Origin of the sequence: Hyunsoonleella jejuensis, from assembly GCF_900111025.1 — a bacterium.
Lineage (GTDB): Bacteria > Bacteroidota > Bacteroidia > Flavobacteriales > Flavobacteriaceae > Jejuia > Jejuia jejuensis.
This window is the reverse complement of sequence record NZ_FOFN01000003.1, coordinates 528886-549222: the sequence shown is the minus strand read 5'-3', so window position 1 is coordinate 549222 and position 20337 is coordinate 528886. Positions and strand designations below refer to the sequence as shown.

At 35.1% G+C, this 20337-nt stretch carries 14 protein-coding genes; 8 read left to right on the top strand and 6 right to left on the bottom strand.

Annotation, left to right across the window (positions count from 1 at the left end; all coding sequences use genetic code 11):
- The first annotated feature begins 9 nt into the window (after nucleotides 1–9).
- The 7 genes from BMY39_RS12255 (at nucleotide 10) to BMY39_RS12225 (ending at nucleotide 9732) form a co-directional block, all read left to right on the top strand.
- Nucleotides 10–2418 carry a 3-hydroxyacyl-CoA dehydrogenase/enoyl-CoA hydratase family protein gene (locus tag BMY39_RS12255; RefSeq protein ID WP_092580041.1) on the top strand — a complete coding sequence of 803 codons (2409 nt, stop codon included), beginning with the start codon at nucleotides 10–12 and terminating at the stop codon, nucleotides 2416–2418.
- 132 nt (nucleotides 2419–2550) lie between these two features.
- Nucleotides 2551–3741: an acetyl-CoA C-acyltransferase gene (locus tag BMY39_RS12250; RefSeq protein WP_092580040.1), complete on the top strand. Its 1191-nt coding sequence runs from the start codon at nucleotides 2551–2553 to the stop codon at nucleotides 3739–3741.
- Nucleotides 3742–3765: 24 nt separating this feature from the next.
- Entirely contained in the window at nucleotides 3766–5577 is a 1812-nt protein-coding gene (locus BMY39_RS12245) for an acyl-CoA dehydrogenase family protein (RefSeq protein WP_092580039.1), read from the top strand.
- A gap of 102 nt (nucleotides 5578–5679) precedes the next feature.
- The gene (locus tag BMY39_RS12240) at nucleotides 5680–7011 is read left to right on the top strand and encodes a M28 family metallopeptidase (protein ID WP_092580287.1); all 1332 of its coding nucleotides are present in this window, start codon (nucleotides 5680–5682) and stop codon (nucleotides 7009–7011) included.
- A 16-nt stretch (nucleotides 7012–7027) separates the two neighbouring features.
- Nucleotides 7028–8671, top strand: coding sequence for a M1 family metallopeptidase (locus tag BMY39_RS12235; protein ID WP_092580285.1), 1644 nt, complete (start codon nucleotides 7028–7030; stop codon nucleotides 8669–8671).
- Nucleotides 8672–8673: 2 nt separating this feature from the next.
- Nucleotides 8674–9240: a YdeI/OmpD-associated family protein gene (locus tag BMY39_RS12230; RefSeq protein WP_092580037.1), complete on the top strand. Its 567-nt coding sequence runs from the start codon at nucleotides 8674–8676 to the stop codon at nucleotides 9238–9240.
- Nucleotides 9241–9732, top strand: a complete 492-nt coding sequence (locus tag BMY39_RS12225) for a YdeI/OmpD-associated family protein (RefSeq protein WP_245738272.1) — start codon at nucleotides 9241–9243, stop codon at nucleotides 9730–9732.
- Nucleotides 9733–9737: 5 nt separating this feature from the next.
- On the opposite strand, the gene BMY39_RS12220 is transcribed toward BMY39_RS12225, so the two are convergent.
- From BMY39_RS12220 to BMY39_RS12195, 6 genes are all read right to left on the bottom strand, one after another.
- On the bottom strand, nucleotides 9738–10622 hold the full coding sequence (locus BMY39_RS12220; protein WP_092580035.1) for a carbohydrate kinase family protein: 885 nt from the start codon (nucleotides 10620–10622) through the stop codon (nucleotides 9738–9740).
- Between the two features lie 12 nt (nucleotides 10623–10634).
- Nucleotides 10635–11909: a glycosyltransferase gene (locus tag BMY39_RS12215; protein WP_092580033.1), complete on the bottom strand. Its 1275-nt coding sequence runs from the start codon at nucleotides 11907–11909 to the stop codon at nucleotides 10635–10637.
- A 16-nt stretch (nucleotides 11910–11925) separates the two neighbouring features.
- Nucleotides 11926–14013 carry an HAD-IIB family hydrolase gene (locus tag BMY39_RS12210; RefSeq protein ID WP_092580031.1) on the bottom strand — a complete coding sequence of 696 codons (2088 nt, stop codon included), beginning with the start codon at nucleotides 14011–14013 and terminating at the stop codon, nucleotides 11926–11928.
- A 260-nt stretch (nucleotides 14014–14273) separates the two neighbouring features.
- Entirely contained in the window at nucleotides 14274–15734 is a 1461-nt protein-coding gene (locus BMY39_RS12205) for a magnesium chelatase (protein ID WP_092580029.1), read from the bottom strand.
- 96 nt (nucleotides 15735–15830) lie between these two features.
- Complete coding sequence (locus BMY39_RS12200; RefSeq protein ID WP_092580027.1) at nucleotides 15831–16958, bottom strand: vWA domain-containing protein; 1128 nt, start codon at nucleotides 16956–16958, stop codon at nucleotides 15831–15833.
- Nucleotides 16959–17046: 88 nt separating this feature from the next.
- Nucleotides 17047–17724, bottom strand: coding sequence for a Crp/Fnr family transcriptional regulator (locus BMY39_RS12195; protein ID WP_092580025.1), 678 nt, complete (start codon nucleotides 17722–17724; stop codon nucleotides 17047–17049).
- A 104-nt stretch (nucleotides 17725–17828) separates the two neighbouring features.
- Here BMY39_RS12195 and BMY39_RS12190 point away from each other — a divergent pair, with 104 nt between their 5' ends.
- A complete protein-coding gene (locus tag BMY39_RS12190; RefSeq protein ID WP_092580023.1) occupies nucleotides 17829–20204 on the top strand; it encodes a heavy metal translocating P-type ATPase in 2376 nt (791 codons plus the stop codon).
- Nucleotides 20205–20337 lie beyond the last annotated feature (133 nt).

Sequence of the window (20337 nt, the reverse complement as noted above, 5' to 3'; positions counted from 1 at the left end):
TAAGTAAACATGAGCAAACGTATAATTAAAAAAGTTGCTGTTATTGGATCTGGAATTATGGGAAGCGGTATTGCTTGTCATTTTGCCAATATAGGTGTAGAAGTTTTACTTTTAGATATTATTCCGAGAGAATTAACCGATATTGAAAAAGCGAAAGGTCTTTCTCTAGAAGATAAAGCCGTGAGAAACCGATTGGTGAACGATGCACTAAATACATCTTTAAAATCGAAACCCTCACCTATTTACCATCAAAAATTTGCCAGTAGAATTACCACTGGAAATCTTGAAGATGATATTGCAAAGGTAAAAAATGTAGATTGGATTATTGAAGTAGTTGTGGAACGTCTTGATATTAAAAAACAAGTTTTTGAAAATCTTGAAAAACACAGAACTCCTGGAACGTTAATTACGAGTAACACCTCTGGAATTCCTATTCAATTTATGAGTGAAGGCAGAAGTGAAGATTTCCAAAAGCATTTTTGTGGAACACACTTCTTTAATCCTCCTAGATATTTAAAGTTGTTTGAAATTATTCCGGGGCCGAAAACCGATGCTTCAGTTTTAGATTTTTTAAACGGATATGGAGAACAGTATTTAGGGAAAACCTCCGTAGTAGCTAAAGATACGCCAGCCTTTATTGGAAATCGTATTGGTATTTTTAGTATCATGAGTTTATTCCATACTGTAAAAGACATGGATATGACCATTGAGGAAGTTGATAAATTAACAGGCCCTGTAATTGGGAGACCGAAATCAGCCACTTTCAGAACTGTTGATGTTGTAGGCTTAGATACCTTAGTACATGTGGCGAACGGTATTGCCGATAACTGTAAAGATGATGAACGTTTAGAATTGTTTAAGCTTCCTGATTTTATATCAACCATGGTTGAAAATAAATGGTTAGGCAGCAAAACAGGACAAGGATTTTATAAAAAAGTTAAAGGTGAAAACGGAAAGAGTGAAATTCTATCCTTAGATTTAAATACTTTAGAATACCGAAATAAAAAAAGCGCAAAATTTGCCACTTTAGAGCTTACCAAAACTGTCGATAAAGTTGTAGACAGATTCAAAATTTTAGTTTCTGGAAAAGATAAAGCTGGTGATTTCTACAGAAAATCCTTTGCACAGTTGTTTGCTTATGTAACCTATAGAATTCCTGAAATCTCAGATGAATTATACAAGATAGATGATGCAATGAAAGCTGGATTTGGGTGGGAACACGGTCCGTTCCAAATTTGGGATGCCATTGGTGTTGAAAAAGGTTTAGAATTGATTAAATCCGAGGGTTTAGAAGCTGCCGAATGGGTTAATGATATGATAAGTTCAGGAAGCAAATCATTTTACACAGTTCAAAATGGTGCTACCCATTATTACGATATTCCTTCAAAAACACAAACTAAAGTACCTGGTCAAGATGCCTTTATCATTTTAGATAACATCAGAACATCTAATGAAGTTTTTAAAAACTCAGGTGTTGTAATTGAAGATTTAGGAGATGGTATTTTAAATTGTGAATTTCAGTCTAAAATGAATACCATAGGCGGTGATGTTTTAGCTGGATTAAATAAAGCCGTTGATATTGCTGAAAAAGATTTTGATGGTTTAGTTATTGGAAATCAAGGTGCTAATTTCTCAGTAGGTGCAAATATCGGAATGATTTTCATGATGGCTGTAGAACAAGAATATGATGAATTAAATGCGGCAGTAAAATATTTCCAAGATACCATGATGCGTATGCGTTATTCTGCGATTCCAACGGTTTCTGCACCTCATGGCATGTCCTTGGGTGGGGCTTGTGAATTATCAATGCATGCTGATAAGGTAGTTGCAGCAGCAGAAACGTATATTGGTTTAGTTGAATTTGGTGTTGGTGTTATCCCAGGTGGTGCTGGTTCTAAGGAAATGGCATTACGAGCATCAGACACATTCAGAAAAGGTGATGTAGAATTGAATGTTTTACAAGAGTATTTCTTAACTATAGGTATGGCTAAAGTATCAACTTCAGCTTATGAAGCTTACGATTTAGGCATACTTCAAAAGGGAAAAGATATAGTTGTAGTGAATAAAGACAGACAAATTGCTACCGCCAAAGCACATGCAAGACTAATGGCAGACGCAGGTTATACACAACCAGTAAAACGTAAAGACGTAAAAGTATTAGGCAAACAAGCACTTGGAATGTTCTTAGTTGGAACAGATGCTATGGAAGCTAGCAACTACATAAGTGAGCATGACCATAAAATAGCTAATAAACTTGCCTATGTAATGGCTGGAGGCGATTTATCTGAACCAACCTTTGTAACCGAACAGTATTTACTGGATTTAGAACGCGAGGCTTTCTTAAGCTTATGTACAGAGCGTAAAACTTTGGAACGTATTCAGCACATGCTAAAAACTGGTAAACCGTTACGTAATTAAAACAAAGCCCCACCTAGCCTCCCCATAGGGGAGAAAAGTGAAAAACTAAATGAAAAATATTTTGAATAAATAATTATAAAATACCCCGAGTAAGTTTCTCCCCCTTTTTGGGGGAGTTAGAGGGGGCACATTATGAAACAAGCATATATAGTTAAAGCATATAGGACGGCGGTTGGAAAAGCTCCAAAAGGAGTATTTAGATTCAAACGAACAGATGAGTTAGCTGCGGAAACCATTCAGCATATAATGAAGGAGTTACCTCAACTTGACAAAAAACGTATTGATGATGTTATTGTAGGTAATGCCATGCCAGAAGGTTCACAAGGTTTAAATATGGCGCGTTTAATTTCTTTAATGGGATTAGACATCGTAGATGTTCCTGGAGTTACCGTAAATCGTTTTTGCTCCTCTGGCGTAGAAACTATTGCTATTGCCGCTGCTAAAATTCAAGCCGGTATGGCAGATTGTATTATCGCTGGTGGTGCAGAAAGCATGAGTGCTGTTCCTATGACAGGTTTTAAAACCGAGTTGAATTACGATATTGTAAAGCAAGGACATGAGGAATACTATTGGGGCATGGGAAATACCGCTGAAGCTGTCGCCAACGAGTTTAAAGTCTCTCGAGAAGACCAAGACGAGTTTGCCTATAATTCACATATGAAAGCATTAAAAGCACAAGCTGAAAATAGATTTCAAGATCAAATCGTGCCTATTGAAGTAGAACAAACTTATGTAGATGAAAACGGTAAAAAAGCTACGAAAAGCTATACCGTAACCAAGGATGAAGGCCCTAGAAAAGGTACAAGTTTAGAAGCATTAGCAAAATTGCGTCCGGTTTTTGCCCAAGGTGGAAGCGTTACCGCAGGGAATTCGTCGCAAATGAGTGATGGCGCAGCCTTCGTTATGGTGATGAGTGAAGCTATGGTAAAAGAGTTAAACCTTGAACCCATTGCAAGATTAGTAAATTACGCTGCTGCCGGCGTAGAGCCTAGAATTATGGGTATTGGTCCTGTGAAAGCTATTCCAAAAGCATTAAGTCAAGCAGGATTGAGACAAGCAGATCTAGAATTAATTGAATTAAATGAAGCATTCGCTTCTCAATCTTTAGCCGTTATCAGAGAATTAGGACTCAACCCAGATATTGTAAATGTAAATGGGGGTGCCATCGCATTAGGACATCCACTAGGATGTACAGGAGCTAAACTTTCAGTACAGTTATTTGATGAAATGCGAAAGCGCAACATGAGCGGTAAATACGGCGCTGTAACTATGTGTGTTGGTACAGGACAAGGTGCTTGTGGTATTTTTGAGTTTTTAAACTAAAAAAAGATATTAAAAGAAAAATAAATGGAAGCAACAGAAAAAGATATTTTAAGAGGTGGTCAGTTTCTCGTTAAAGAAACAGATTGCAATGATATTTTTACCCCAGAGGATTTCAATGAGGATCAGTTAATGATGAAAGAAGCTGTTACCGAATTTGTAGACCGTGAAATTTGGGCAAAAAAAGCACAATTTGAGAAAAAAGATTATGCATTAACAGAATCATGTATGCGTCAAGCTGGAGAGCTTGGGTTCTTAAGTGTTGCAGTGCCTGAAGAATATGGTGGCATGGGCATGGGCTTTGTTGATACTTGTTTGGTTTGTGATTACATCTCTGGTGCCACAGGATCGTTTAGCACTGCTTTTGGAGCCCATACAGGTATTGGTACTATGCCAATTACATTATATGGTAATGAAGCGCAAAAGCAAAAATATGTACCAAAATTAGCTTCTGGCGAATGGTTTGGTTCCTATTGCTTAACTGAGCCAACAGCGGGAAGTGATGCGAATTCTGGAAGAACCAAAGCTGTATTATCAGACGATGGCAAAACCTATAAAATCACAGGACAGAAAATGTGGATTTCTAATGCCGGATTTTGTAGTGTGATGATAGTTTTTGCACGTATAGAAGATGATAAAAACATCACAGGATTTATCGTAGAATACGATCCTGAAAACCCAAATGGCATCACCATGGGTGAAGAAGAGCATAAATTAGGAATTCGTGCGTCCTCTACTCGCCAAGTGTTTTTTAACGAAACTGTTGTTCCTGTTGAAAACATGTTATCCACAAGAGGTAATGGTTTTAAAATAGCTATGAATGCTCTAAACGTAGGAAGGATAAAACTTGCTGCCGCATGTTTAGATGCACAAAGACGTACTATAACCGAATCGGTAAAGTATGCCAACGAGCGTATTCAGTTTAAAACCCCAATTTCAAGTTTTGGTGCTATCCGTCAAAAAATTGCTGAAATGGCAACCAATTGTTGGGTAGGTGAAGCAGCCACTTACCGTGCTGCAAAAAATATTGAAGATCGCATTGAACTTAGAAAAAATAACGGTAAAGATACGCACCAAGAGGCCGAATTAAAAGGGGTTGAAGAGTATGCAATTGAATGTTCTATTTTAAAAGTTGCAGTTTCAGAATTTGTGCAAAATTGTACAGATGAAGGCATCCAAATTTTTGGAGGTATGGGATTTTCAGAAGAAACACCTATTGAATCTGCTTGGAGAGATGCCCGTATTGCTAGAATTTATGAAGGCACCAATGAAATTAACAGAATGTTGAGTATTGGTATGCTGATAAAAAAGGCCATGAAAGGACATGTGAATGTTTTAGAGCCCGCAATGGCAGTAAAAGAAGAATTGATGGGTATTCCTTCATTCGATGTTCCTGATTATTCAGCGTTATTTTCAGAAGAAAAAAATATCATCAAAAATCTTAAGAAATTATTTTTAATGGTAGCTGGTGCTGCACTTCAAAAATATGGTGAAGCTATTGAAAAACAACAGCAATTAATGTTAGCTGCTTCTGATATTTTAATTCAAGTTTATTTAGCCGAATCTGCCATACTCCGTGCTGAAAAAATGGCAAAGAAAGAAGGTGAAGAGAATGTAAAAGAGCAAATAGCTATGGCAAAACTAAATTTATTTCATGCTATTGATGTGATTGAAACTGCTGGGAAACATTCTATTATTTCGTTCTCATCGGGCGACGAACAACGCATGATGCTAATGGGGCTAAAACGCTATATTAAATATGTAAACATGCCTAATATTATAGAACTAAGACATATAATTGCCGAAAAAGTAATTAATGAAAATAAATATTGTTTTTGAGTGTAAAACTCTAACAATTTCGTGTGACTAATTCAAATGTAAAAGGCGTCTCAAATTCAATTTTGAGGCGTTTTTTTATTACTTTAGATGAAAATAAATTTCATGAAAAAAGTTCTAGTTCTTACCCTAATATTATTTTACAATTTCAATTTCTCTCAAAACCAACAAGACATTTATAACATTATTGATAACGTATCTGCAGAACGTATTCAACAAGACATACAAACTTTAGTAGATTTTGGCACAAGAAACACCTTTAGTGACACTATATCAGAAACGCGTGGCATAGGTGCTGCCAGACGTTGGATAAAGAGTGAATTTGATAACATCTCAAAAAACTGTGATAATTGCTTAGAGGTTTTCTATCAAAAAGATTTTGTAAGTAAAGAAGGGAACAGCCGTGTGCCGCACGATGCTTGGGTGGTAAATGTTGTGGCTATTCAAAAAGGTACAAAATATCCAAACCGGTATGTAATTATGAGCGGTGATATTGATTCGAGAGCCAGCAATACCATGAATTTTACGATTGATGCACCGGGAGCAAACGACAATGCTTCTGGTATGGCAGGAACTATAGAAGCAGCCAGAGTACTATCAAAATACGAATTTGAAAGTAGCATTGTTTATGTGGGTTTATCAGGTGAAGAACAAGGTTTGTTTGGTGGCGCTGGATTAGCAAAATATGCCAAAGACAACAATTGGGATATTATTGGTGTTTTAAACAACGATATGATTGGAAATATTAAAGGTGTGGATGGTGTTATTGATAACCGCACGTTTAGAATTTTCTCAGAACCTGTTCCAGCTAATGAAACGGAACGCCAAAGAACCTTGAGACGTTTTTACGGTGGCGAAGTTGATGGTATTTCAAGACAGTTAGCGCGTTACATCTATAAAAACACTAAAACTTATATGCCTGAAATGAATCCGATGATGGTATATCGATTAGATCGTTTTGGTCGCGGTGGGCACCATCGTCCGTTTAACGATTTAGGATTTGCAGGTGTTCGCATTATGGAAGCTCATGAAAATTACACACAACAACATCAAGATATTCGAGAGGAAAACGGGATAAAGTATGGTGACGTCATCGAACATGTTAATTTTGGGTATGCCAAAAAGTTAACAGCAGTTAACGCCATTAATTTAGCCAGTTTAGGTTGGGCACCTCCTGCACCTAAAGAAGTTGCTATTGGCGGTGTTGTTGAGCCCTCAGCTAAATTTAAATGGGATAAAATTGAAGGCGCAAATGGGTATAAAATATATTGGCGAGATACCACCTCCCCGACATGGGATAACAGTCGATATGTAGGTGATGTAACAGAATTTACCTTGGATGGTATTGTTATTGATAATTATTTCTTCGGAATTGCTGCTGTTGGCGAAAACGGATTTGAGAGTCCTGTGGTATTTCCTAATAAAGTAATGCGATAAATTTTTAAAAATGAATATGTCAAAACTATCTATAACAGGATTATTAATTCTTCTATCGTTTCTAAGTTATGCTCAAGAACTTTTACACGAAAAAAAAACCTTTACAAGACAAGATACACTTCGTGGAAGTATAACTCCTGAGCGTGAATGGTGGGATTTAACTTATTATCATTTAGACATCAAAGTTGAACCTGATAAAAAATTCATTTCAGGGAAAAACACCATTCAATATAAAGTGTTAAAGGAAAACGCTGTGATGCAAATAGATTTGCAACCGCCCATGACACTGCTAAAAGCCATTCAAAACGGAAAAGAACTGGCTATTAAACATGATGGAAACGCCCATTTTATTTCTTTAAGAGAAGTTCAAAATATCGGAGATATACATAGTATTGAAGTGTATTATGAAGGACACCCAAGAGAAGCTATAAGAGCCCCTTGGGATGGCGGTATTTCATGGAAAAAAGACAAAAACGGCAATCACTTTATAGCCTCATCTTGTCAAGGCTTGGGCGCCAGTGTTTGGTGGCCTTGTAAAGACCATATGTACGATGAAGTAGATAGTATGCAGATAAGTGTAAATGTACCCTATAAACTAACTAATGTTTCGAATGGACGGTTACGACTTGTAGAGCGTATTGGAGATACCAAAACATTTCATTGGGTCGTAAAGAATCCAATAAATAATTATGGTGTAAATATTAATATTGGAGACTACGTGAATTTTTCTGAAGTGTATGATGGTATGGCGGGTAATCTTGATATGAATTATTATGTGTTAAGCTACAACTTAGAAAAAGCCAAAGAACAGTTTAAACAAGCACCAATGATGATGGAGGCTTTTGAGCATTGGTTTGGGCAATACCCGTTTTATGCAGATAGTTTTAAGTTGGTTGAAGTACCCTATTTGGGAATGGAGCATCAAAGTTCTGTAACCTATGGTAATAAATATATGAATGGGTATTTAGGCAGCGATTTATCTGATACTGGCTGGGGTTTGAAATTTGACTTTATACTCGTTCATGAATCAGGACATGAATGGTTTGCAAATAATATTACCAATAAAGATGTCGCTGATATGTGGATACATGAAAGTTTTACCGCTTATTCTGAAAATTTGTATTTAGACTATCATTTTGGAAAAGAAGCATCAGCGGAATATGTAATAGGAACTCGAAAACTTATCACTAATAACGTACCAATTATAGGCACTTATAATGTTAACAAATCCAGTGAAGGTACCGACATGTATTATAAAGGCGCTAATATGCTACATACTTTGCGCCAACTGATAGAGGATGATAATAAATGGCGGGAAATGCTGATAGGTTTAAACAGAAAGTTTTATCATCAAACCGTGACTACAACCCAAATTGAAAATTTTATTAGCAAACAATTCGCAAAGGATCTAACCGAGTTTTTTAATCAATATTTAAGAACCACAAAAATACCGACACTTGAATATAAAATTAATACAAAGACTTTAAAATATCGATACACTAATATTGTGCATGGTTTTGATATGCCTATTCAAGTTAAAATAAACGATGCTGAAGAGTGGCTATTTCCAAGTTCAGAGTGGAAAACATTAAAAACGGATACCAAAATTAAAAACTTTGAAGTAGATGAGGATTTTTACATCTATTCAAAACAACTTTAAATTTGAAAAACTTACCGGAAATACATTTTGAACGTGACACCGATTGGTATGATTGGTTATTGCATAATCACAACCAATTCAAAGGTATTTATTTAATATTCTACAAATTGGAAATGAATATTCCAACGATGCGATGGGAAGAAGCCGTGAAAGTTGCCATTTGTTTTGGCTGGATAGATTCTACCGTAAAAAGTTTAGGTAATGGCAAACGTAAACAATATTTCTGCCCAAGAAACCCTAAAAGCAATTGGAGCGCCCTAAACAAAAGACACGTTAAAGCTTTAGAGAAAACTGGATTGATTCACGAATCGGGATACAAAATGATTCAACTTGCAAAACAAACCGGTACATGGACAGCTATGGATGATGTTGAAAATGGCGTAATTCCAGAAGATTTACAAAAAGCATTTGATACTAATAAAAGGGCCTTTGAAAATTATCAAAGTTTTGCAAAAGGCTATAGGAAAAGTTATTTATCGTGGTTGCATAGTGCTAAAAGAGAAGCGACTCGACAAAAGCGAATTGCAGAAATCATTAAGCTTTGCGAAGCAAATATTAAAAGTAGATAAATGATAAAAAGTGATGTTTTTGAAGTCGGGTTATTAGACCGATACCATATTTACATTCCTAAACGTATCATGAAACCATTTATAGATGCTAAAGTGGAACGTTTATATATTAAAGCATCTTACAATAATAAATTAATCGATTTTTATGCAGCGTTTGTAAGAGATAAACATAAAGAGGATTACCGCATCATGTTCGGGAAGCGTTTGCAAAAGGAACTTGGTGTTTTGCAAAACGATTATTTTGAAATTCAAATTTTTGAAAACACATCAAAATACGGTGTTCAGATGCCAGAAGAACTCCAAGAGGTTTTTAAATTATATCCTGAAGCCTTTAACGTTTTTGAAACTTTAACTGTCGGAAAACAACGAACTATTATTTACGCTATTGCAAGGTATAAAACCAGTCAAACGAAAATCGACAAAGCTTTAATTGTTTGTGAAAACTTAAGAAAAGGGCATTTAAATCCTTACACCATATTGAAACTGCATTAAATGGTTTAAGGGTTGATAAATGCATTTATTTCATCTTTGGATAATTTGGGGTTTGCCCCTTCGCTCTGCGCCACGAGTGCACCAACGCCACAAGCGACATCAATTGCTTTTTGCGGATTTACTCCATTTAATAATTGACTCAATAGTGTACCTAAGAACGAATCGCCCGCACCAACAGTATCCTTAACTTTTATTTTATACCCGCTGTTATAATAGAGTTTACCATTAATCAATAAAACAGCACCATGCTCTCCTTTGGTAACACAAATTTGAGACGTATTAGTTTTTTCCGCAATAAATAGAAGATTTTGTTCTAACGCGTTGTATTTTGACTTTAAATAACCTGCAATTTCGTAAAGTTCTTCGTCATTAAACTTTATAAAATCTGATTGCTCCATCAATTTTATCAAAATATCTTTTGAATAGTGTGGAGGACGTAAGTTGACATCAAAAACCTTAAACGAAGATAACCGTAAGAGAGACCATAAGGTGTTTTTAGATATCTCATCTCGTGTCACCAAACTACCAAAAACCAATGCATCGGCAGAGGTCACTAAAGATTTTAGGTCTTCAGTTAATTCAATTTTGTCCCAAGCACTTGGGTAAACAATATCATAAGTGGCAGATCCTTTCTTATTTAGTTTTACTGATACTTCTCCCGTATTAAAATCTTCTTTTTTTTGAATAAAAGAAGATGATACTTTATTTTTTTCTAAATAATCAAGAATTATTTTACCATTGTCGTCTTGCCCTACGGCACTCACCATAGCGACCTCGTTTTGAAAGGCACTTAAACGTAAAGCCACATTTAGTGGGGCTCCACCAATTTTTTTGTCTCCGTTGGGAAAAACATCCCATAATACTTCTCCAAAACAAACAATTTTAGTCATCCTTAAGGAAACTTAAAAAATGTTAGACTCCATAGTACGCTGATTTATGGAATTTGTAAACACCTTTAGCATACGTTTTGCAATCCCAGTCCATCCAAAATTTCGTCGTGCAAATCTAGCCCCTTCAACAGAGAGTTCATTTCTTAAATTTGGATAAAGCAATGGCATCGACATCATTGCACCAAATTCTATTGGTCTATGAGGATCAGCAAATAAAGCTTGGTTTCCAAAATCAATTAAGTCATTCAATCCACCATGAACAGTAATTACACTAGGAGTTCCGCACGCCATAGCCTCTATAGCTACCATTCCAAAAGGCTCGTATCGAGACGGCATAGCAAAAATATTAGCAGATCGATAAACGTTTGCTAAATCTTCATCGGCTATATAGTTTTTCCATTTTATTTTGTCGTTCACACCAAGTTTGTTAGCTAATGTTTTTAACTTTTTTATGCCTTGTTTATCTTGAGCAGAATCGCCACCAACGGCTGCCACTAATCGTGCTTCAGGTACCAATTCAAATACGGTAGGTAATGCCTTGATTAATAAATCATAGCCTTTATTGTGCGCCATTCTTCCTAAAGCCAATATATCGGTAGGATGTATATCATACTTTGCCCTTATCTTATCATTTTCCTTTGAAGGGACAGGATAAAATCGATTTTCATCAATTCCAGGGGGTATCATAGTACAGTTTCGAGGCAAAAGATCATACTGCTGTGTTAGTAAATCTACTTGGGGAATTGTAGTAGCTATAACATGGTTACACATTTGAAATACAAAATACTCCTTTTGAATGCGCTCTTTAAATCGATATGTCTTTTCCATCTCTTTTTCATCCATATCACTTCCCATGGTATGTTGTTTCCACCAACCTAGAGAATGTGGGGTATGTACGTGGGAAATACCTAGCTCTTCAGCAATTTTTTGTCCAGCCCATCCTGCATCCCAGTAATGCGAATAGACAATGTCATACTTTTTATTTTCCTTTTTTATGGCTGCCAAAGTATTGGTAACAAACTTTTTTAAGTAATCGTGCATATCCTCTTTTCTAATAAACTCCTTTCCGCCAAAAGGGATGCGCCATATATTATAGTTTTCATTCACATGATCGTATTCAGGTTGATCTTCAAACTGACGCGTCAACAAATCTACCCTTCGCCCTAGACGGCTAAAGCGTTCGGCAAGTTCTAAAACGTAAACTACTTGCCCGCCTGTATCTGGTTTTCCAAGTTCTGGACTAGCGGCTACGTATCCGTGCAAAGAGATCATTAAAATTGATTTCATAATTATTTTGTTTTTATTATTTTTTTGTAATTTTTAGGTCATGACAAGCAGAAATATACTGCGCCGCAGACCATGCTTGGTATGCTTTTCCCATTGGCTTTCCAGTTGTTCCATGTGCCCATTCTGTGAATTCCCACTCGTTATTTATACCTTCCTTATTTATCAATGCCAATTTGTGTAATTCTGAAATTGCTACATCCTTCAATCCTAATTTATTTATAAATTTTACCCAAAACCCTCCTACAAAAGGCCAAATACCACCATTATGATAATGATTTGGTAAATTCAATAAATTAACTGTGTAATATGGTCTCCAGTCAGGATCTCCCGGGCTAACAACGGGATACACATTAGCTATAGGAAAAGGATCGTTTACACCAACGCCTAACATGAATTTAAAAGTTTGATGCGCTTTTTCAGCATCAATTGTACCGTGTAAAAACGCAAGAACATTTCCTAGTGTATCACAACGCCAACTAAAATCAAAAGGTGTAGTTTGAGCAATTAAATACGAGGTATCTCCAAGTGTAAATTGTTTTTCGGCAAAAGAAACTGACTGAAATAATTGCTGTTGTGTTGATGGCCAAAAGTTTTGTACAATTTCCTTTTTTATCACTTGAGACCACCGTATATATTCTCCGGCCTGTTCATGATCTCCGAGCATTTCTAGCATACGACCAAAACACACATTGGCTCGGTACCATAAAATTTCATCATATAAAATATTATAACTCCTTCCAAATAAATCCGTCCAATCACCTGCCTCTGGAATTTCTAAAAGTGCATCATTATTACTGTCATGTGCCCCCAACCATCGCATGGTCTCTTTTAAGCTGGAAATGTATTCTCTAAGAAATTTAATGTCTTTAGTGATATTAACATATTCGTAAAAAGCAATAACCACCCAGATACCGCTATCTATTGAACAGATCCCTCCTACTCCTGAGTAATCTGGAATATTGTTTTTGATACGTACATTTGAAGGTATTTGGCCGTTTCTAGAAATATGCTCAAATAGCGTAACCAGTGTTTGTCTAGCACAATTATGAATTGCCTCATCTTTATGTATCAAAGGCAATGCGCCAATAACAGTTATAGCGCCGTCTCGAGCCCAAACACTATAATAATTTTCATCAGTTCCGTGCGCAACGTTGTCTTCAATAGAACATGCCGAAAATCCTAAGGGAGTAATATTCTTTTTTAATGCTTCTATAGCTTTTTTGTAACCTTCTTTTATAAGGGCAATTTTTTCGTCTTCATCTTCCTTTGCAATAGTATCTAGTTCCTTTTTAATAAAAAAATCTTCACTGTGATCTATATCGCTTATTATTTTAGCTTCTTCAGGTAAAATCCCGAAATACACCAAACCTTCTATAACACCATCACTTTTTTCTTGTTCTGTGTGATAAACTTTTTTATGTTTCGTATATGTATATAATTCTTCGTGAGCGTTTGACACCACAATACCTTGCACATCTTTTAAGTCGAACATGGCAGAATCATTACCGCTATCGCCTGCCACCAAAACTTGCTGTGTTTTTAATTCAAGTTTTCTAATTAACCATTGCAAAGCATTGGATTTGTTTGCAAATTTTGGCAGTATGTCCAAGTATTTATCCTGTGAATACACCACATTAATATGCATCTCTTTATCTAAAAATTTTCGTTCAATCTCTTCAATTGCATCTAATGTTGCGTCGTGAAAGAAATAGCTTCTTTTATAAGCATGCTGAAATCGTGAAGGCTGCTCATTAATTGGAAAGTTGATACTGGTAATGATATCCTCGACCGTTTTTATATCCCAACCATCATCTAAAACATCATTAAACTCCTTTACAACTTTTTTTTCTGTAAAATTGTAAATATGGGTGCCTACACCAGAAATTATAAAATGGGGTTCTGGCAATATACCATTGTCTATTAAATTTAGAACATCATCAATTAAGCGCCCTGTATTATATGCCAAAAAAACATCTTTTGGCGTATAAGATTCCCACACTTTCTTAAAATTGCTTTTATACGTGTCAAAATCTATTAATGTATTGTCTATATCGAAAGAAAGAAAACTTATCTTTTCTGGAATTTCGGCACTTTTATTAATCATAGATATGTTTAAAATTTAGTGTTTTTATTTCGTTTTTTGAGAAAATAAGGCTTTAAACACTTAAAAACAAGCTAAATTCATCAAATTTCGTTAGTATTTACAATGTGATAAATTCATTGTCTCACATTAAGAATTATTAAAAGTTCTCGTAACAATTTTAATGATTACACAATCTAAAAATGAACTCAATTCAATAAAAAAAGAGCCAATTTGATTTAAAAATTGACTCTTTTAATTTGATTATTGTATTAAAAACAGACTTAAATACCGCTTATAAAACTTCCATACGGATCTTTAAACTGCATACCTTCTGAAAACCTATTTTTACTTAACTGTTTGTATTCTGCCAAGGCCCAAAGCACAAATTCTTTCACAAAATAACTATCTTCTTTTTTAAGGTTTGGTTGGTACCGCCCTAATAAATCATCTAATGGAGCAATGGCATCGAGCATACTTTTGTATTCTTTATCTCTTAGGTCATCCAATAATTCAAAACCATCTTTTTGATTAAAAAACCACGAAACAATATCGTCATAAGGGGTTTCTTCATCTTGCTTTTTTAGTTTTTCAATCTTTGGAAAAAACTCAACAAACAAATTCTTCACAGCTTCACCGATCAGATTGTATGCCACTACAGCAGCACCTTCCTGCTCTCCTTCATATACCAATTCTACTTTCCCAGTAATAGATGGAATTACGCCAATAAAATCGCTTAATCGTAAGGTGGTTTTTTCGTCACCTGTTATTAGCGCTCTTCTTTCAGCAGTACTTAATAAGTTTTCAAAAGCAGTGATACTGAGTCTTGCACTTACCCCGGATTTTGCATCGATATATTCGCTTTCCCGAGCTTCAAAAACTATTTGTTCTAATAAATCTTTTGCCAAATCTGGAACCAGTACATTCTCTTTCTGGCCTTCAACTAAATTAGCTTCTTGTTCGGTTATTAAACGTGCAGTCTCAATATCCTCAGGGTAATGTGTTAAAATTTGCGAACCAATTCTATCTTTCAAAGGCGTAACGATACTACCTCTGTTCGTATAATCTTCAGGGTTTGCAGTAAATAAAAATTGAATATCTAAAGGCAATCGTACTTTAAAGCCTCTTATTTGGATATCTCCTTCTTGTAAAATATTAAATAAAGCTACTTGAATGCGAGCCTGTAAATCGGGTAATTCGTTAATAACAAAAATACAACGGTTCGCCCGTGGTATCATACCGTAATGAATCACACGATCATCAGCATAACTCAATTTTAAATTAGCTGCTTTTATAGGATCTACATCACCAATAATATCTGCAACGGTTACGTCTGGTGTTGCAAGTTTTTCAGCAAAACGCTCGCTTCGGTGCATCCAAGTAATAGGTGTATCATCCCCTTTTTCTTTTATTAGCTCAATCGCATATCTTGAAATAGGTTTTAGGGGGTCGTCATTAACATCAGAACCTTCAACTACAGGTATATATTCATCTAGTAAATTCAACATCAAGCGTGCTAAACGTGTTTTTGCCTGTCCTCTTAATCCCAATAAATTGATATTATGTCTGGACAAAATGGCACGCTCTAATTCTGGAATCACAGTATTCTCATACCCATGAACGCCTTCAAAAGTCGTCTCATTATGTTTTATCTTTTGAATCAGGTTATCCCTGAGTTCATCTTTTATTGATTTGGATTGATATCCTTCTTTTTTTAGTGCTCCTAGTGTTTTTATATTTTTCATTTCTTAGCTTTTGGCCGTTTGCTTTTCGCTATTGGCAAGAGTCTTAAAAAATATTGTAAACTAAAGCCCAATACCTAAAAGCCAACAACTAATTATTTAACCTCTAATCCGTTTTTTTCTGTTTGTTTCGTAATCTTCAAAAATCATTTCACCTAAACCTTTAAGTCCTGTGTAAAATGCTTTTCCTTGGTTTGCATATGTAAACTCACGAACAAATTGCATTAAATAACTATCTTTAGCTATCATAAATGTAGTTATTGGTATATGCAAACGTCTTGCTTGTTGTGCCATCATATAGCATTTATTAATGATATGTGTATCTAAGCCCATACTATTTTTATAATACTGACCATCGGGCAAGCGTAAACAACTTGGTTTACCATCGGTAATCATAAAAATCTGTTTGTTGGTATTTCGTTTTCGCCTTAATAAATCCATAGCCAATTCTAAACCGGCCACGGTATTTGTGTGATAAGGCCCTACTTTTAAATATGGTAAATCCTTAATCTCAATACGCCAAGCATCATTTCCAAACACTATAATATCTAAGGTGTCTTTTGGATATCTTGTTGTGATTAACTCTGCTAATGCCATGGCTACACGCTTTGCTGGGGTAATACGGTCTTCACCATACAAAATCATACTATGACTGATGTCTATCATCAACACTGTACTCATTTGTGATTTATGCAAAGTCTCCTCAACTACTAAATCCTCTTCCGATAATGTAAAATCAGAAATTCCATGATTAATTTGGGCATTCTTTAAACTTTCCGTCATCGATACTTTGTCCAAGGCATCCCCAAATTGATAACCTCTAAAATCTCCAGTATGTTCATCGCCAATACCAGGGCTTTTACTTTTATGATTACCTTGACCACTACGTTTTATTTTTCCAAAAATTTGATCTAAGGCTTGTTGTCGAATGGCCCTTTCAGTCTTAGCCGTTATAGCCAAGAAACCATTACCATCAGGATCAATTTCCTCACGTAAATAGCCCTTCTTTTTTAAGTCTTCAATAAAATCGTCTATCGTATATTCTGGCGTGGTAAGCTTATACTCTTTATCCAGCTCCCTAAGCCAACTAATAGCTTCGTCAAAATCTCCTGAAGTATGTATTATTAATTCTTTGAAGACCTCAAATAGTGTATCGAAAGGTGATTTATAGGGTGCTTCGTAAGTATTAAAAACAAACCCTTTTCTAAAAATTTTATTCTCTTTCATCGCAGTATAAAAATACTACATTTCAAAATAAAACTATTAGGACAACAATCAGATTTATCTATTCTTTAACATGAAAATGCAATACGAACTATTCCACACGTCGCAATCCGTTAGAATCTTCTATTTTAATTTGCTTACCTACCAAAGAAATTAAGCCCTCTTTTTTAAATTGGGATAATACCCTTATTGCGGATTCTGTAGCTGTACCAACAATATTTGCATAATCTTCACGAGATAACACAAGGCTTATAGTACCGTCAGGATTAGTACCAAAGTTTTTTTCTACATAAATTAATGTTTCAGCTAAACGTTGCTTTACAGATTTTTGAGCCATATCTACTATTACATCGTCTGCCTCCTTTAAATCATGGGCCATATCCTTTAGCATATCTAAAGTGAATTTTGGATTTCGTTCTAAATCAGCAATAATTTCGCTTTTTGGAATAAAACATACCTCCATATCGTTTAGTGCCGTGGCTTGTAAATTAGAACTTTCATTTGAGACCAAAGATCGTTGTCCAATCAACTGCCCTTTCACTACCATCTTTACAACTTGGTCCTTTCCGTTTTCACTTAATTTTGATAATTTACATATACCATCCTTAATACAATATACACCATTTATAGCATCACCTTCTTCAAAAATAATTTCACCTTTTTTAATTGTTTTGGAGGTTTTGCATCCAGAAATTCTAATTAACTCATCCTTAGTCAAAGACTTAAGCGCGTTAAATTGCTTAATGATACATTGTTCACATTTACTCATACCTTATTTAATAATTAGGTAAAAATAAATAAATCATGATTAATATCATATTTTAATTATACTTAACTTTCAACATTTGTAGCAGGTATAAATGAGCAAATATTATGGGAGCAAAAACATGTTTCCACTGTGGGCTAGACGCCACATCTTCTGAAATCATCTTTGATAATAAGTCGTTTTGTTGTAACGGTTGCAAAACTGTGTACGAGATATTTTCTGCTAACGATTTAACTTGTTACTATGATTTACAACAAGCTCCCGGGGCTACTCCAAAGGAAGTTGAAGGTAAATACAACTTTTTAGATAACGAAAAGATTGTTGAAAGCTTACTGGAGTTTAATGATGATAAAACACAAATAGTTACACTTTATATTCCGCATATACATTGTAGTTCGTGCATTTGGATTTTAGAAAATTTAAATAAACTAAATGCATCCATTAGCGCATCTGTCGTTAATTTTGGAAAGAAAACCGTTAGAGTTAATTACAACAGTGAGAATTTTTCGCTAAAGGCATTGGTGCGTCTTTTAAGCAGTATTGGTTACGAACCATTTATAAGTTTGGATGACTACAGCGTTGGTAAAAAAAATGTAGATCGCTCGCTAATTTACAAACTAGGAATTGCTGGTTTTGCCTTTGGAAACATTATGTTTTTATCATTTCCAGAATATTTTGAAGTGGGTGAATATTGGTTAGAACAATTTAAACATACCTTTAGATGGCTCATGTTTACATTTTCGCTTCCTGTGGTGTTCTATTGTTCACAAGATTATTTTATTTCTGCATATAAGGGTTTAAAATCAAATCTGTTAAATATTGACGTACCGATTGCACTAGGAGTAACGGTATTATTTTTAAGAAGTACAGCAGAAATTGTTTTTGATATAGGCACAGGTTTTTTCGACAGTTTATCAGGACTTGTATTCTTCTTACTACTTGGGAAATTTTTTCAGCAGAAAACCTACAATTTCTTATCGTTTGAACGTGATTATAAATCGTACTTTCCTATTGGAATTACAAAAATAACTTCTGAAGGCAACGAAGAGTCTATACAAGTATACGATATTAAAAAGGGCGATCGGTTATTAATTAGAAATGAAGAGTTAATTCCTGTTGATTGTATCTTGATAAAAGGTAATGCCAGAATTGATTATAGTTTCGTAACAGGAGAATCGGATGCGGTTTCAAAACAGTCTGGCGACAAACTATTTGCTGGTGGCAAGCAATTAAATGGCAGTATTGAAGTTGATGTTTTAAATACCGTGGAGCAAAGTTACCTAACGCAATTGTGGAGCAATGATGTTTTTAACAAAAACAAGGAAGATGGTTTTACCAACCTTACTAATGCTATTAGCAAAAAATTTACCATAACATTATTAACCATAGCTGTTGTAGCTACCTCATATTGGTTATTTATTGATGCTTCAAAAGCTTTAAATGTGTTTACCGCTGTTTTAATTATAGCTTGCCCGTGCGCAATTGCGTTAGCTGCACCTTTTACTTTTGGAAATTTATTGCGCATTTTTGGCAAGTTGAAATTTTACGTAAAAAATGCATCAGTAATTGAACAGCTAGCAGCTATAAACACTATAATCTTCGATAAAACAGGTACCATAACGGCCAATAAGGAAACAGCTATAGCTTATGAAGGTACTAAGCTTTCAGAAGCTGAAGAAATGCTATTAAAAAGTTCGTTACGAAATTCAAACCATCCTTTAAGTCGTTCGTTATATACACTGTTAGAGGACAATGCCATAGTGACTTTAGATGACTACCAAGAGCATGTTGGTAAAGGCATTGCAGCAAAACACAATACTAATTCGATAAAAATAGGCTCCGCACCTTTTGTGGGTTATGCTTCAGAAACAACAACTTTAAATACTGCAGTTCATGTAAGTACAAATAACCAGTACAAAGGGAAATTTACTTTTTACAATAAGTATAGAAAAGGACTATCCAAATTATTCAATTCACTTAAAAAAGACTATGATTTAGTGATTTTATCGGGTGATAATGCTGGTGAAAAAGAAAACTTAACTAAATTATTACCTGCGAAAACGAAACTATTTTTTAACCAGAAACCAGAGGACAAGTTAGAATACATAAAGCACCATCAAGATTCTGGTGCAAAGGTTTTAATGATTGGTGATGGGTTGAACGATGCCGGCGCCTTAGCACAAAGCAATGTTGGTATAGCCATTTCAGAAGATGTAAACGTATTTTCGCCTGCTTGTGACGCTATTTTAGATGCCTCGAAATTTAATAAGCTAAACAACTTCATAAAAGCTTCAAAATCAGCTATATCAATTATCAAATGGAGTTTTGTACTTTCGTTTATTTATAATACCATTGGGCTTTATTTTGCTGTTACGGGTCAATTAGCTCCTGTGGTAGCAGCCATTTTAATGCCATTAAGCTCTATTAGTATTGTGGTATTTACAACAGTTTGCACCAACCTTGTAGGACGAAAACTGAAATAGGAACTAAATCAGAATTTAGCGGATGAGTGCGTTAGGAATTGCAACGGTATCTTTTTTTGAGACTATCAAGACCAAAATATATTTTGGTTGAAGTCACCAAAGCGAAGCTTTAAAAAAAATCTAGTGGAGAGCG